17 protein-coding genes are annotated in these 12,586 nt (G+C 67.0%); 5 read left to right on the top strand and 12 right to left on the bottom strand.

Annotation, left to right across the window (positions count from 1 at the left end; genetic code table 11):
- Positions 1-266 precede the first annotated feature (266 nt).
- From ACIQF4_RS13060 to ACIQF4_RS13050, 3 genes are all read left to right on the top strand, one after another.
- Entirely contained in the window at positions 267-1,484 is a 1,218-nt protein-coding gene (locus ACIQF4_RS13060) for a YhjD/YihY/BrkB family envelope integrity protein (RefSeq protein ID WP_400515932.1), read from the top strand.
- A 395-nt stretch (positions 1,485-1,879) separates the two neighbouring features.
- The gene (locus tag ACIQF4_RS13055; protein WP_400515931.1) at positions 1,880-2,137 is read left to right on the top strand and encodes a hypothetical protein; all 258 of its coding nucleotides are present in this window, start codon (positions 1,880-1,882) and stop codon (positions 2,135-2,137) included.
- Positions 2,138-2,274: 137 nt separating this feature from the next.
- Positions 2,275-2,451: a CsbD family protein gene (locus tag ACIQF4_RS13050; protein ID WP_231457440.1), complete on the top strand. Its 177-nt coding sequence runs from the start codon at positions 2,275-2,277 to the stop codon at positions 2,449-2,451.
- A 65-nt stretch (positions 2,452-2,516) separates the two neighbouring features.
- Here the strand turns inward: ACIQF4_RS13050 and ACIQF4_RS13045 are convergent, their stop codons facing one another.
- From ACIQF4_RS13045 to ACIQF4_RS13020, 6 genes are all read right to left on the bottom strand, one after another.
- Positions 2,517-3,284 (bottom strand): glycosyltransferase, encoded by a 768-nt coding sequence (locus tag ACIQF4_RS13045; RefSeq protein WP_400515930.1) that lies wholly within the window; start codon positions 3,282-3,284, stop codon positions 2,517-2,519.
- Positions 3,281-4,687, bottom strand: a complete 1,407-nt coding sequence (locus tag ACIQF4_RS13040) for a PIG-L family deacetylase (protein WP_400515929.1) — start codon at positions 4,685-4,687, stop codon at positions 3,281-3,283. The genes ACIQF4_RS13045 and ACIQF4_RS13040 overlap by 4 nt, the downstream gene beginning before the upstream one ends.
- On the bottom strand, positions 4,681-5,775 hold the full coding sequence (locus ACIQF4_RS13035) for an acyl-CoA dehydrogenase family protein (protein ID WP_400515928.1): 1,095 nt from the start codon (positions 5,773-5,775) through the stop codon (positions 4,681-4,683). Before ACIQF4_RS13035 ends, ACIQF4_RS13040 begins: the two co-directional genes overlap by 7 nt.
- Before the next feature lie 62 nt (positions 5,776-5,837).
- Positions 5,838-6,317, bottom strand: a complete 480-nt coding sequence (locus tag ACIQF4_RS13030) for a Dps family protein (protein ID WP_400515927.1) — start codon at positions 6,315-6,317, stop codon at positions 5,838-5,840.
- A gap of 107 nt (positions 6,318-6,424) precedes the next feature.
- Positions 6,425-7,102, bottom strand: coding sequence for an O-methyltransferase (locus ACIQF4_RS13025; RefSeq protein WP_400515926.1), 678 nt, complete (start codon positions 7,100-7,102; stop codon positions 6,425-6,427).
- 98 nt (positions 7,103-7,200) lie between these two features.
- Positions 7,201-7,524 carry a thiamine-binding protein gene (locus ACIQF4_RS13020; protein ID WP_174182222.1) on the bottom strand — a complete coding sequence of 108 codons (324 nt, stop codon included), beginning with the start codon at positions 7,522-7,524 and terminating at the stop codon, positions 7,201-7,203.
- 120 nt (positions 7,525-7,644) lie between these two features.
- Here ACIQF4_RS13020 and ACIQF4_RS13015 point away from each other — a divergent pair, with 120 nt between their 5' ends.
- Both ACIQF4_RS13015 and ACIQF4_RS13010 read left to right on the top strand, forming a co-directional pair.
- On the top strand, positions 7,645-8,280 hold the full coding sequence (locus tag ACIQF4_RS13015; protein ID WP_400515925.1) for a TetR/AcrR family transcriptional regulator: 636 nt from the start codon (positions 7,645-7,647) through the stop codon (positions 8,278-8,280).
- 210 nt (positions 8,281-8,490) lie between these two features.
- Positions 8,491-8,715: a hypothetical protein gene (locus tag ACIQF4_RS13010; protein ID WP_350001027.1), complete on the top strand. Its 225-nt coding sequence runs from the start codon at positions 8,491-8,493 to the stop codon at positions 8,713-8,715.
- Between the two features lie 143 nt (positions 8,716-8,858).
- Here ACIQF4_RS13010 and ACIQF4_RS13005 read toward each other — a convergent pair whose 3' ends face one another.
- The 6 genes from ACIQF4_RS13005 to ACIQF4_RS12980 all read right to left on the bottom strand — a co-directional run bounded on the left by ACIQF4_RS13005 (position 8,859) and on the right by ACIQF4_RS12980 (position 12,582).
- Positions 8,859-9,110, bottom strand: a complete 252-nt coding sequence (locus tag ACIQF4_RS13005; protein WP_400515924.1) for a hypothetical protein — start codon at positions 9,108-9,110, stop codon at positions 8,859-8,861.
- 83 nt (positions 9,111-9,193) lie between these two features.
- Entirely contained in the window at positions 9,194-9,451 is a 258-nt protein-coding gene (locus ACIQF4_RS13000) for a hypothetical protein (protein WP_400515923.1), read from the bottom strand.
- 168 nt (positions 9,452-9,619) lie between these two features.
- Complete coding sequence (locus tag ACIQF4_RS12995) at positions 9,620-9,931, bottom strand: AzlD domain-containing protein (protein ID WP_400515922.1); 312 nt, start codon at positions 9,929-9,931, stop codon at positions 9,620-9,622.
- On the bottom strand, positions 9,928-10,677 hold the full coding sequence (locus ACIQF4_RS12990) for an AzlC family ABC transporter permease (RefSeq protein ID WP_400515921.1): 750 nt from the start codon (positions 10,675-10,677) through the stop codon (positions 9,928-9,930). The genes ACIQF4_RS12995 and ACIQF4_RS12990 overlap by 4 nt, the downstream gene beginning before the upstream one ends.
- A complete protein-coding gene (locus ACIQF4_RS12985) occupies positions 10,674-11,135 on the bottom strand; it encodes a hypothetical protein (RefSeq protein ID WP_400515920.1) in 462 nt (153 codons plus the stop codon). Before ACIQF4_RS12985 ends, ACIQF4_RS12990 begins: the two co-directional genes overlap by 4 nt.
- Before the next feature lie 40 nt (positions 11,136-11,175).
- The gene (locus ACIQF4_RS12980; RefSeq protein ID WP_400515919.1) at positions 11,176-12,582 is read right to left on the bottom strand and encodes a CoA transferase; all 1,407 of its coding nucleotides are present in this window, start codon (positions 12,580-12,582) and stop codon (positions 11,176-11,178) included.
- Positions 12,583-12,586: the final 4 nt, after the last annotated feature.

Here is a 12,586-nt window from a genome sequence, read left to right as displayed (position 1 = left end):
CAGGACCTCAAGGAACCAGCCCAGGAAGCCATGGAAAACGTCAAGGCCACCGCCACCGACGCCGCCCAGAACGTCAAAACCGAAGGCCAGCACGCAGCCACCGACGTCAAAGACCACGCCACCGACGCCGCAGGCCACGTCAAAAACACCTAAGCGGCAACCAGCACACCGCGGCACAAGCAAGGCACCAGCACTACCCGACAGGCCGGCCCCGCCAACCCCGGAGCCGGCCTGTCCTTTTTCGCCCCTTACCGAGAGGACACCCCATGGCCACTCATGACGCATCCGAGAGCAGCACGGCCAAAGCAGGCCAGGCCCCGGCCCCCGATGATTCCAGGAAGCCGGACAGTCCCAAGGACCTGGTGAAGCCGAACTGGAAATACATCGCCACCAAAACCCTCCGGGAGTTCAACAAGGACCAATGCCAGGACCTGGCCGCCGCACTGACCTACTACGCGGTGTTGTCCTTGTTCCCGGCCATCCTCGCTCTTGTGTCCTTGGTCGGGCTGTTTGGTGATCCGCAGAAAACCACCGACGCGCTCCTGCAAATCGTCAGCGGGTTTGTCCCAGCCGAGACTGTTGACACCGTCGGCGGAGTGGTGGCGGACCTGGCAAATGCCCCAGCGGCAGGATTCACCCTGGTTCTGGGCCTTGCCACCGCCCTGTGGTCGGCGTCGGGCTACGTTGGGGCGTTCGGCCGTGCCATGAACCGGATCTACGAGGTGGACGAGGGCCGGCCGTTTGTGAAGCTGCGGGGCACCATGCTGGTGGTTACCCTCCTTGCCGTTGTCATCGTGGCCATCCTGGCCGGCATGCTGGTCCTGAGCGGGCCGGTGGCAGAAGCGGTCGGCGGGCTGATTGGCCTCAGCGGCGTATTCCTGACCATCTGGGACATCGCCAAATGGCCTGTCATGGTGGGGCTGATCATCGTGATCATCGCCGTCCTCTACTACGCCACCCCCAACGTCAAGCAGCCCAAATTCAAGTGGATGAGCCTGGGTTCCGGCATTGCGCTGTTCATTTTCCTGCTTGCGTCCTTGGGATTCGGCTTCTACGTGGGTAACTTCGGCAACTACAACAAGACCTACGGTGCCCTGGGCGGCGTAATCGTGATGCTGCTGTGGCTCTGGATCCTCAACATGTCCCTGCTCTTCGGTGCGGAGTTCGACGCCGAGATGGAACGCGGCCGGCAGCTCCAGGCGGGCATCAAGGCAGAGGAAACCATCCAGCTGCCCCCAAGGGACACCAAGAAGAGCGAAAAGATGCAGAAGCAGGAGGAAGAGGACATCCGGCACGGGCGGGAGCTCCGTGAGAAGTACAGCGCCGAGAACGGCCAGGATGACTCCTCGGACAAGGACCGGGACCAGGACGGGACCCGCGACTCCGAACAGCCCGCGGAGCCGCACCGGGACCGGGTCCGGGACAAGGTACGTGACCGCACCATCAGCGGTGACGATGCCCGCGGCGGGAACGACTCCCGCTAGCGCGTTTCGGCGGGGACTAGGCAGGACCTTCAAGATGGGAGAAAATTGTCTTGAAGGTCCTGTTGAGGTTTCCCGGGTTTAACAAGGTGCCCGGGAGCAGGCGGGGCCGGCGGTGAGATGGCCTCTTCTGAGACCGAGGCCAGTCCCCCCAGTCGCCGTCGGCCCCCTCGATCCAGCTGAAACAGCTGGATCCCCAGGCGCGGTTACCCTCCGTCGAAGTTCCAGGCCAGGCGTGTTCCCTGCCTGGGTGGATTACCTGTCCAGGCTGGCCAGCCTAACTGGACAAAGCGAGCCGACCTGCCATACCTTCATGATTACTCTGTTGCGCCCTCCGGGGCCGGCAGGGCCGCTGAAGCAGATACGGCGGCATCAAGGTCGAGCCCGAATGAGCGAACATGCCTGCTACACATTTTGAAGATTTTCTCGCCGAAGCAGTCGTCGCGGACAGGGAGCCGGGGCTGGGCCTCGGACGCGATGAGCTATATGGCCTTTACACCAGCTGGTGCCTCCTCCATAAGGCCCCGCTGCAAGCGCCGGAAGCCCTGTGGGCGGCGCTGGATACCCACGGCATCAACCCGGACAGCAACAACCTGTCCATGACCGGCCCGGCAGCAGCCGACTACATCGTCGCGAGCGCCCCCGACCTGGTCTGACGCTGTCCCACCGGCTTTCCCCTCCTGGCACAGCTCCTGTGCTGCCTTCAGCCATCTGTTGAAGCAACCCCTGGCTGGCTAGCATGGGAGCATGGCCCGCGTATTGCCGCAGGCCACAAGCCGAAGGGAGAAATGCCATGGGTTTGGACGACAAGATCGACAACGCCGCCGAGAAGATGGCCGGCAAGGCCAAGGAAGCAACCGGCAAGGCAACTGATGACGAAAGCCTGCGGACCGAAGGCCAGATGGACCAGGCCAAGGCCGACTTGAAGCAGGCCGGCGAGAAGGTCAAGGACGCTTTCCGTAAGGAGTAGTCCTGATGGAAGGGGATTGCTGCGGCACTGCAGCAACCCCCTTCCCCGTTAAGCCACGCTCCCGCTCAGCCGCGGTTTCCGGAAGTTGCTGCCGCCTCCGCTGCCAGTGCCATGTCCATGCCCAGCGTCCGCAAGTAGGCGCCGAAGCCGTGGGGGGCACGGCCCTGTGTCCGGCCGGACGTCCGCACCCGGATGGTGTCAGTTGCCCGCACATCAAACCCGTGCTCCCGCAGCCGCCCCGCGAGCACCTGGTCCTCATGCGAGAGATGCCGCGGAAATCCGCCCGCCGCAAGGTACGCCGAACCCCTGACGCCCAGGTTCGCCCCGAAGACGTGCGGGTGGTCTTCACCAAAGGAGTGCATAGACTGCCAGCGGCCGAGCAGTTCCGGCGCCACCCCGGCAGGATCCACTTCCACGGACCCCAACACGGCATCGGCTCCCGCTGCAGCCAAACCGATTTGACCCACGAGCCAGTTCTCCGGAACCACCGAATCGGCGTCGGTATTGGCCAGCCACAACCCTGACGCGGCACCAGGGTTTGCATCTGTGGCCGCACCGAGCATCTGCCAGATTCCCGCCCGCCTGCTCCTGCCCACGCTGCGAAAGGCAACCGCGAGGACAGAGAAACAGCTGTTCCGGGCGGCGTACGCGGAGGCTATGGCCGCAGACCCGTCCGTGCAGGAATCAAGGACCACCAGAACGCGGACGTCGATACGGGGATGGACCTGCCGGAGTGCCGATGCTGCAGCCTCCACGCCGGCGAGGGCGCGTCCCAGATGGTCCTCCTCATTGTGGACCGGAATCACCACGGCCACCCGGTCAACGGCGGTCAAGGCGCAGGCACCGCCGCCGTGGGCACTGTGAGGGTTTCGAGCAGGAAGTCGCGCTCCCGGTAGAGGCCTGCGGTGGGCCACTTCAGCCCGTCCCGCACCCGGGCGTGGACTGTTTCGCCGTCCAGCTCCCAGCCGGAAATGGGGTGGCGCCAGTGGCACAGCAGCAGGGTGCCGCCCGGGAGCATCGAATGCCTGATCCTGTCGATCAGGTCATCGAGCTCACTGGCGGCGAGGTAGTACCCAACCTCGGACACCACCACCAGGTCGTAGCTCCCGCCAGGCCATTCTGCAGGCATGGTCAGTTGCCTGGTTGATACGCCCGGAAAAGAAGCAAGGCGTTCTGCTGCCTGCGCCAGCGCCGCGCCGCTGGCGTCCACGGCCAGCAGGTTCACGCACCGCGGGGCAAGTTCGGCGGTCAGCGTGCCGATGGAGCAACCGATCTCCAGCGCTGAAGAATAGTGTTCCGAGGGCAAGGCTGCGGCCGTCAGCGCCCTCTTCCGGCGCTCGTACCAGCTGGTGGTGTACTTCCAGGGATCCGGTTCCCGCTTGTGGATGCCGTCAAAAATACCCTGGGCTTCCTTGCTGGTGTGCGGCACAGCTCCGGGCCCATCTGCTTTTCCGGGCATGAACTCCTGGGGAGGTGTCCAGGCGAAGGTTTCAAAGGGGCGGGAGAAATGCCGCAGGAAGGACTCGCTCAGGAGGACTTCGTCACCGGGATGCGGAGAAAGCGGCGTGGTCTGGCTGGCATGCTCCTGCATGGCTCGTTCCTTGACGGACTGTTCCTCCGGCTCCAGCGGCAGCCTCACCCAAGACTGCCACTCGGGGTTCCCGGGCGTGGCCCAGTGCCAGTACCAGATGGGGTACTCCAGCAGGGCGTAGCCGTTCCCGGCGGCAACCGCAGCGGCCACTGATCCCAGGGCATCATGGTCGGCATGCCCGTCGGCGCGGTACGGCGCAACAATGGCGAGCCGGCCTGCGGGGCCGGCCAGCCCTGCGGCGGCTTCCCTGACCACACGGGTGATGTCCCCCGTGCGCTCCGCCAGGCCGCTGTCCGGCAGGCCAAGGTACTGCCAGCGGCCTGCCAGCCCTATGGATTCCAGGGCAGCTGCGAACTCGGCCAGGCGCCTGGCCGTCAGTTCTTCCCGGGAGACGGTTTCCGATCCGGGGTGCGAGGCCTCGCCTGCCGTGCACAGCAGCACCTCCACCTCTGCGCCGAGGCCGTGCAGCCGCGCCAGCAGGCCGCCCGCTCCGAGTGTTTCGTCGTCAGGGTGGGCGGCGAGGACCAGGAACCGCATCGCGGCAAGCTCCTCCGGAGCCAGCGGGAGCTCGGGAATGACCGAAAGGCCGCGGGCCGACCAGGCGGCCTCGTCAGTCCCCTCGTCGGTGTGCAGGAAGGTCACCACGGTGCGTCACCTTTCAGAGTCAAGGTGCCCAGCTGGGCGTCGTCACGCATACCGTGGTGCTGGCGGACGTACAGTGCCAGGTCAGCCATCCGCTTTGCGTACTTCCGGTCGAAAGCCAGCGGCCCCGGCCCCCGATTGCTGCCCACTACGGACAAAACGCGTTCGACGGCGGCGGCACAGGTTCCGCGTACCCGCAGCGCGTCGCTCCACGGCGAGACCTGCCCGGCGTCCCCCTGTTGAGGGGACACCTGTTCAGCCGGCCTCTCTCGCCAACGGTCTATGCCTTCGGCTGTTCCGGCAAGGTAAGCCAGCACGGAGGTCAGGGTGCGGTCCAGCTCGCCCAGTGCGGCAAGGGCAACCTGGTCCGGCTCCCGCCCGGAAAGACGTCCCGCGCTCAGGGAGTCCCGGTAGTCGCGGGCGATGCCCACGGCTCCCCCGAGCCAGCAAGCGGCCACCCCCATGCCGCCCCAGGCAAAGCCAGGCCGGCGGAAGTACCAGTTGGTTCCCTGCAGCGGCTCGGCGGGGACACTGCTGAACCGGACAGTCCCGCTAGGGATCTCCTGCAGTCCCCTGGCCACCCACTCCGGCTCCTCGCACGTGACGCCCGCCTGGCGCAGGTCCACTGCAAAAGCCGCGCGGCCGCCGTCGTCCGTATGGGCCGTAACCACCGCGTGGTCAAGCACCGGGGCGAGGGAACACCACGGCTTGGAGCCGGTCAAAACCACACCGGATCCGTCCCTTTCCGCCGCGAGCCGCATCCCTGGACCTTCTGCGGCGAAAACACCCCAAGCCCCGCCGGCACGGGCGGGATCATGCCCTGCCTGGGCCAGGATCGCCAACGCGTCCAGGTGCGGCTCGAAGACGCGGGCAGCTGCAACGTCAAGGGCGGCAACCGTGGCCAGGAACTCCCAGAGAAGCCCGGTACTGCCTTCACCGGGCTTCGGCCACTGTTTTCCGGCCTCCTGGGCCAGCTTAAGTAAAGCCGGTACATCACCGGCGCTGGCAGAGACGGCCTGGAACAGGGGATCCAGGCCGTCCGGGCCTTCCCTGCCGGCGGACAGCCGGACCGTTGCGCTGGGGCCGGGCACCGCGTTCCCGGCGGGTTCTGGACTGTTTTTCTCGGTAAGTTGCGGCATCCTGGCGGCGGCGCCTATGCGCTGGCCGGCTCGGTGACGGAAGCGGTGGGTGCCATGGTTTCGGCGTTGACCATCCAGGCCAGCTGTTCCAGCCGTTCGATGGCGGCGTGGAGCAGGTCCGCGCTGGTGGGGTCTTCCTCATCCACTTCATCATGGACATCGCGCATGGTCTGGACTGTCCGCTCCAGCCGTTCCGTGATGAGTTTGACTGTCTGCTTCGTGGAGGTCAGGCCTTCGGGGAACCCTTCGAGCCGGGTGCCGGCTGAGACGGTGCTGCTGCGGCCGTCCGGAAGGGCATGCAGCGCGCGCATCCTCTCGGCGGCCTGGTCAGCGAAGAGCCGGGCGGCGGCAATGATTTCGTCGAGCTGCAGGTGCAGGTCTCGGAAATTGGTGCCCACCAGGTTCCAGTGCGCCTGTTTTCCCTGCAGGTGCAGCTCGATGAGGTCTGTAAGCACCGTCTGAAGATTGCCGGCAAGGGTGGGTGAGGCTTTCATCGTTTTCCTCCACTGCTAACTGTTGGTCCGGCTTGATGCCTGACGGACTTTGGTTCTAAGCATACTTAGCAGTTTGTGCGGCAGGAAACGTCCCCGGCACAGGGGTGCTAGCGAATACGTGCAAGCGCGAAACCGTCCCAGCCTTTTGAGCCGACTGTCTGGATGACGGTAGCGTCGAGCCTGGGGTGCTCTCCCAGGAGTTCGAGTGCGCCGATGATTCCCGGTGCGTTGACGGGGTCCATTGCGGGGTCAAGGATGGCCCCTTCCCAGACGGCATTGTCCAGCACCACCGTGGCCCCGGGCCTCCCCAGCCGGACGGCCCAGTCCAGGTAGCGGCTGTTGTTCTCCTTGTCTGCGTCAATGAAGATGAAGTCGAAGGGCGCCCGGCCCTCCTCCTCAAGTGCCGACAGGGTCTCCAGCGCGGGCCCCAGCCGGATCTCCACTTTCTCCCCGAGGCCGGCGGCATCGATGTTGGCCCACGCAACTTCCGCGTGCTTGGGCAGGAATTCGCAGGTGACAAGGGTGCCGTCAGAGGGAAGGCCCCTGCCCATCCAGATGGTGCTGAAGCCGGCGAGCGTGCCAATTTCGAGCACGCGCCGGGCTCCCGTCAGCTGCACCAGGAGCTTGAGGAGCTTGCCCGCATTGGGCGCCACTTCGATGGCAGGCATGCCCGCCTCCGCGGCGGAACTTATGGCCTGTTGCAGCGCAGGATCGGGATGGACCACGACGCGGGACAGGAACTCTTCAGCCGCAATCCACTCCGGCCGGGGCTGGTGCTCGAACATTGCCACAGTTTGGCACGGGGCAGCCTTGGGGTCCATAGAGCTGCGGTTCCCGGAGTTGGGGTCCGGTAACGGCCGACGGCGGGCCAGGGCTGCGCGGGTCAGGAACCGTCTGCGAGCGCTTCTTCCAGGCGGTCCACTTTCGCGGTCAGTTCCCCTGTGTACCCCGGCCGGATGTCAGCCTTGATCACCAGGGAGACGCGGCTGCCGTACCGTCCCACAGCTTCCGTGGCCCGCTTGACCACGTCAAAGACCTCGTCCCATTCGCCTTCGATGGTGGTGAACATCGAGTCCGTCGTGTTGGGCAGACCGGACTCGCGGACGATTTTGACGGCGGCGGCAACGGCGTCGTGCACTGACGCGTCTGTGGGCCTTGAACCTTCGCTGGGGGCGCCCGAGGGGGCGACAGAAAACGCTAGCAACATGAAGCCAGTGTGCCACGCCGGGCCCGCGCCGGCAGGGCGGGAAGGTGCCCCTGGGCGTCACATAACCGCCTACCCTGCAGTAACGGTGATCACCGAAAGCTCCGTTGCTAACCTTTTCGCATGAGCCTCGCAGTCGCCCGTAAGCCCCTCCGTGCCGACGCAGCACGGAACGTGGACAAAATCATCACGGCGGCCCGGCAATGCTTCCGCGACTTCGGACCGGAAGTGCCGCTGCAGACCATCGCGGCAACAGCAGGGGTTGGCCCTGCCACCCTCTTCCGCAATTTCGCGGACAAGGAAGAACTGGTCCTGGCCGCCCTAAACCGGCAGTTGCGCCTCACTGTGGATCCGGTGGTGGACGGTGCCCTGGCGGACATCGACGCGGCCGCCGGGTTGTTGCGTGTCCTGGAGGCACTCATGGACGCGGCCAGCGCTGACGCCAACCTGCTGGGCGCCGTGGCGGGGCGGCGGGAGCTCCTGACCGGCATTACCGGCTCACTCATGGACTCCATCAGCGTGCTGCTGGTGCGCGGGCAGGGCCAGGGAAGCCTGCGGGCAGACATCTCCATGACGGACATGTTCCGGCTGCTCGCGATGCTTATCGGCGTGGTGGACACCATGGAGCCCGGCTCTGACGCCTGGCGCCGTCCGCTGGCCCTGATTGAGGACGCCATCCGGACCGTGCGGCCCACCCGCCCCCTGCCTGCCCATGTGCCGGTCCCGTCCACACCTGGAACGGGCCCGCACCTGGGCTGAGACTGCCGTAAAGCTGCGCGCACGAAGCGCGGCCGGAGGCTCCGGACCGCTGGGGCCGGCGTTTGTGTTTGGCGCGCGGATGGCACCATTGTGGGCGTCCTGCAGGTGCAATACACTTCAGGAGGGGTTACGCAGCCAGCCTCCCAACTTAGGGATGGAGTGACCCATGAAGCAATCCCCTCAGTTCCGGCGCATCCTGGCAGTGGCACGATGAACAGTTCAAAGCTGAACAAGTACCTTAACGATCCCCGCGGGCCCGAGGAAGTCCTTCCCTCCCTGACGGCGGAAGAACTCGCAAACCTGCTGGACGCCCTGTACCAGAACCTGGACACACCTGAACCCGAGTTCGGGGCGGAAGCGTGGTACGAGATGGCTGTTGAAGAGAGCTGCAGGCGGGCCAGTTCGCCGGATGGCGCAGCGCACGGCGTGGCCTAGCCGGCAGGCTGCAACACTCCCGGCCTGCAACACTCTGGCCCGCAGTCCCTGAATCCCCAGGTTTCGGCTCCCCAGGTTCCGGATCGCCGGACCCCTGCACCCGCCCGCGGCCCCACCTTTCCCCCAGCGCCCGCCGCCCACCACTACCAGCGGGACGAGCCCTGTCCGGCGTCGCCGTCGGACTCGTGGTGCTCCTGCTGATGCTGCTCCGATTGGTCGTGGCGCTCATTGGGGACGTGGTCTTTGGCCTCGTTGAGGTGCTGCTGCAGCTTTTCCTCCGCATCGCGGCGGCGCCGGGCTGTATCCCGCAGTTCCCGGGTGGATTCCGAACCACCGGGGTCAAGGTACCCTTGCCTGGGCTTCCCCGGCTGCTCCGGACGTGACTGATCGTTCATCGCGGTTCCTCCCTTGTGGCCGCCGCAGTGGATTTGCGGCCCTGGTGCCAGTCCACCACATATCCGTTCCGGGATGCGGTTTGCTACTGGCCGCCCGGTTCTCCCCTGCTGCGAAGCTCACGGCGCACCAAGGCCCGCAGGGCCGGAATGTTGGACGCCGTGTCCACGTCGAACGCTGCGTCCAGACTTTGCGAGAGGAACTCCAGGTCCTCGGCCGGGACGTCAGCCATGCCGGCAAATCGGGTGAAGAAGCGCTTGGCCGGCAGTCCCGCGCGGCGCCTGATGTTTTTGTGGTGCAGACGTCCTGGTCTTTCCCCGGCTGGATGCAGCTGATTTTCCATGGGTGCCATTCGTGAGAATTTCCAAGGCCAACTGCATAGCCGCTTTTATAGTACAACCGGAAAAGGGCTCTTTATGTGACCGGCATCACTAAAAGTGGGTGCGTGTTCCCATTCCAGGTGCCGCTGTCAGTGCCACCCAGTCAGTTCCAGCCAGTCAGTTCCAGCCGGTCAGTTCCAGCCCAGGGCCCTCAGCAGCGCCGCCGTCCCGGCGCCGGCGAGGACCACCACCAGGAACGGCGCGCGCAGGGCCAGGGCTGCCGCGGCAGCCACCAGCGCCCCCAGCCTGGCATCAACAGCGAGCGACTGGCCTGTGGCAACGGTGTTCACAACCGTCAGGGAGGCGAGCAGTCCGATGGTCATGGTGCCCGCCACCCGTGACATGCGCGGATCTTCCAGCAACCGGGCCGGAACGAAGTAGCCAACCAGCTTCCAGGCGTAGGCCAGGGCGCAGGCAATCAGCAGCCAGATCCAGAGACTCATTCGGTGATCCTCTGGCTGGCATGTCCGCCGTGGTGGTGGCGCTCCCGGAAGGGGTCCACGTCCGGTTCCAGGCCTTCGTCACTCCGGCCATGGCTGAACCATCCGATGACCGCGGCCACCACCGCCGCCACCAGGATCGGCACGCCGGCGGGGACGAACGGCACGGCGACGACCGTGGCCACGGCGCACACGGCGGCGATGGCAACCGGCTCGCGCCCCGTGAGCCGCGGCCAGAGCAGCCCCAGGAACGCAGCCACGGCTGCGCCGTCAAGCCCCCACTGCTTGGGATCGCCCAGGCCGCTTCCGGCGAGCGCACCGATGGCGGTGAACAGGTTCCACAGCACGTAGATGCCGATGCCCGCTGCCCAGAACCCCCGCCGCTGTTCGGCGGGGTCCGCCTGGCCGGAGCTGGTTGCCGTGGACTCGTCAATGGTGAGCTGGGCTGCGACGTACCTGCGCCAGCCGGTGGGGTGCAGGAGCGCATTGAGCTGCATGCCGTAGATCCCGTTGCGCATGCCCAGCAGGGTGGCGGCGCTCATGGCCGCGATGCCGGACCCGCCGCCGGCCACCACCCCTATGAACGCGAACTGCGAGCCGCCGCTGAACAGGAGCAGGCTCAGTGCCATGGTCTGCCAGAAGTTGAGCCCGGACGTCACGGAGAGTGCCCCGAAGGACACACCGTATAAACCGGTGGCGATGCTGATGGAGATTCCCATCCGTACCGCCGGGGATGCCAGCAGCCTCACGGACGCGCTCCCCCGGCCGGCCGGCGCAGGCTCCACGCCCACGCAATCAGCGGCGCCTGGAGCGGAAGGCGGACGGTATGCACCTTCCGCTGGGCGCGGGTCCCCTTCGGCCCGTACGCCCGCTGGAGCGCGTCGACGTGTCCGGCCAGGAACGCGGTAAACATCAGGGCAGTGCCCGTGGCGGCCACTTTCCGCGTTGCCGGGACAAGGATTCCGACGGCGGCTGCCAGCTCCACCAGCCCGCTCAGGGCTATCCATTCCTCCCGGGAGAGAAGGGCAAGCGGACGCGAAGGCACCGCTCCAAGGGCTGCGTCGTCGTCACGGCAGAGGTAGCCCGGGACCACCTGGCGGTAGAAGGCGGGGTCGCGGAAGTGCTTCATGGCGCTGGCCACGAGCAGGGCGCTCATGGCTGCGGCGGAGAGGGTCTGGGCGGCCCTGCCGGAGCGGGGAAAAGGCATGGCTCCACTCAACCACAGGCACAGCGGGCTCCCGTAACCGTCAGGCCCACGCCAGCTCCGAGCTTCCATAGGGCACGGGAGGGCGGCCATAGTCGAGGGGTTGTCCGTCGAGCAGCAGCGGCGGCCTGGCGTACTGGAGCTCGCCGTACGTGCTGGCCTGTGTCCGCAGGTCAGGCGTGGGAGGCTGGCCTGCCGGGCTGCCAGCTTTGCCGGGCTGGGCGGGCAGGCCGAAGAGCTCCTCGGCGGTCCGGGCCAGGGACATCCGGGCCCACCCGCCCACGCCGGTTTGCCGGCGGTGCGCGAGCAGCGCGATGGCAGCGGCAGCCAGGCCGTACCCGGTGGCGTGGTCCAGCGCCTGGACGGGAAGCACACCCGGCTGCCAGCCGCCGTCGCCATCCTCCGCCCCATACAGGTCAGCAATCCCGGTGGCGGCCTGGACAATGCTGTCGAACCCACGCATGCCGCTCCACGGCCCTTCCCTGCCCCAGCTGTCAAGGGTGGCCACCACCAGCTCCGGCCTGGCGTCCAGGAGGGCCTCCGGCTCCAGCCCGAAGCGGGTGAGGGAGCCGGCGCGGTAGCCGGCCACCACAACGTCAGCCGCGCGCAGCAAGTGGTGCAGGCGGTGCAGGTTCCCCGGAATGGCGAGGTCCGCCACGGCGCTCCTCTTGCAGAACCCGGTGTCCACGAACTGGCCCGTGATTTCCGGAAGCTGCGGCGGGTCGATCCGCAGCACGTCCGCACCCAGCACACCCAGCAGGCGGGTGGACACCGGACCTGCAATGACACGGGTCAGGTCCAGCACGCGGACCCCCAGGAGCGGCCTGCGGGGATCGTCAAGGGGCTGGAGCACGGGCTGGCGTGGTCCTTTGGCCCTGCCGCCAGGAAGCGTGAGGTCAATCCAGGGGCCCCTGCCCGCCGAGCGGCCCATCGCGGAGCCAAGCCATTCCTGCCGGGTCCTGACGGCCGCCGCCACCCCGCCGCGGGACTGGATGGCCGCTTCGGCTTCCAGGGACTCCATGCTGCCGAGCGCGGCGGCCACACCGCCGGCGGTGGTGGCACCCAGCGCCTCCATCAGCCGCTGCGCGTGATGCGGATAGTTGGCGTGGAGCCGGATCCACCCGTCAAGGGTGCGCCGGAAGCCGGACAGCGGGGCGAACCCCTGGATGGGATGCCCGGAGATGCGCAGATGCCCGGAAGAGTCGAAGGCTGCGGCTGTCAGGGCTGATGTGGTGGCGAACCTGTCCGGCGCACCCGCCAGGAGGTTCAGGGCCGCCGCGGCAGCACCCACCGCACCCAGGCTGAGGCCTTCAACGTCCAGGGGCCCGGTCCACCAGCGGCGGGGGCCGGACCAGGGCGCAGGCCGGAGCCCGCCGGAGGCATCCTGCTGGCGGAATAGCGGCTCAAGGCAGCGGAACAGCGGGGGCACGCCGTCCGGGATCCCGCCCATGCGC

It is taken from the genome of Pseudarthrobacter sp. NPDC092202, from assembly GCF_044755505.1.
Lineage (GTDB): Bacteria > Actinomycetota > Actinomycetes > Actinomycetales > Micrococcaceae > Arthrobacter.
The sequence above is the reverse complement of the archived record's forward strand: the minus strand, read 5'-3'. Positions and strand labels throughout refer to the sequence as shown.

Coding starts and splice junctions, on each gene's coding strand:
- ACIQF4_RS13060 (WP_400515932.1), top strand. CDS start 267: ATGGCCACTCATGACGCATCCGAGAGCAGCACGGCCAAAGCAGGCCAG.
- ACIQF4_RS13055 (WP_400515931.1), top strand. CDS start 1,880: ATGCCTGCTACACATTTTGAAGATTTTCTCGCCGAAGCAGTCGTCGCG.
- ACIQF4_RS13050 (WP_231457440.1), top strand. CDS start 2,275: ATGGGTTTGGACGACAAGATCGACAACGCCGCCGAGAAGATGGCCGGC.
- ACIQF4_RS13030 (WP_400515927.1), bottom strand. CDS start 6,317: ATGAAAGCCTCACCCACCCTTGCCGGCAATCTTCAGACGGTGCTTACA.
- ACIQF4_RS13025 (WP_400515926.1), bottom strand. CDS start 7,102: ATGTTCGAGCACCAGCCCCGGCCGGAGTGGATTGCGGCTGAAGAGTTC.
- ACIQF4_RS13020 (WP_174182222.1), bottom strand. CDS start 7,524: ATGTTGCTAGCGTTTTCTGTCGCCCCCTCGGGCGCCCCCAGCGAAGGT.
- ACIQF4_RS13015 (WP_400515925.1), top strand. CDS start 7,645: ATGAGCCTCGCAGTCGCCCGTAAGCCCCTCCGTGCCGACGCAGCACGG.
- ACIQF4_RS13010 (WP_350001027.1), top strand. CDS start 8,491: ATGAACAGTTCAAAGCTGAACAAGTACCTTAACGATCCCCGCGGGCCC.
- ACIQF4_RS13005 (WP_400515924.1), bottom strand. CDS start 9,110: ATGAACGATCAGTCACGTCCGGAGCAGCCGGGGAAGCCCAGGCAAGGG.
- ACIQF4_RS13000 (WP_400515923.1), bottom strand. CDS start 9,451: ATGGAAAATCAGCTGCATCCAGCCGGGGAAAGACCAGGACGTCTGCAC.
- ACIQF4_RS12995 (WP_400515922.1), bottom strand. CDS start 9,931: ATGAGTCTCTGGATCTGGCTGCTGATTGCCTGCGCCCTGGCCTACGCC.
- ACIQF4_RS12985 (WP_400515920.1), bottom strand. CDS start 11,135: ATGCCTTTTCCCCGCTCCGGCAGGGCCGCCCAGACCCTCTCCGCCGCA.
- ACIQF4_RS12980 (WP_400515919.1), bottom strand. CDS start 12,582: ATGGGCGGGATCCCGGACGGCGTGCCCCCGCTGTTCCGCTGCCTTGAG.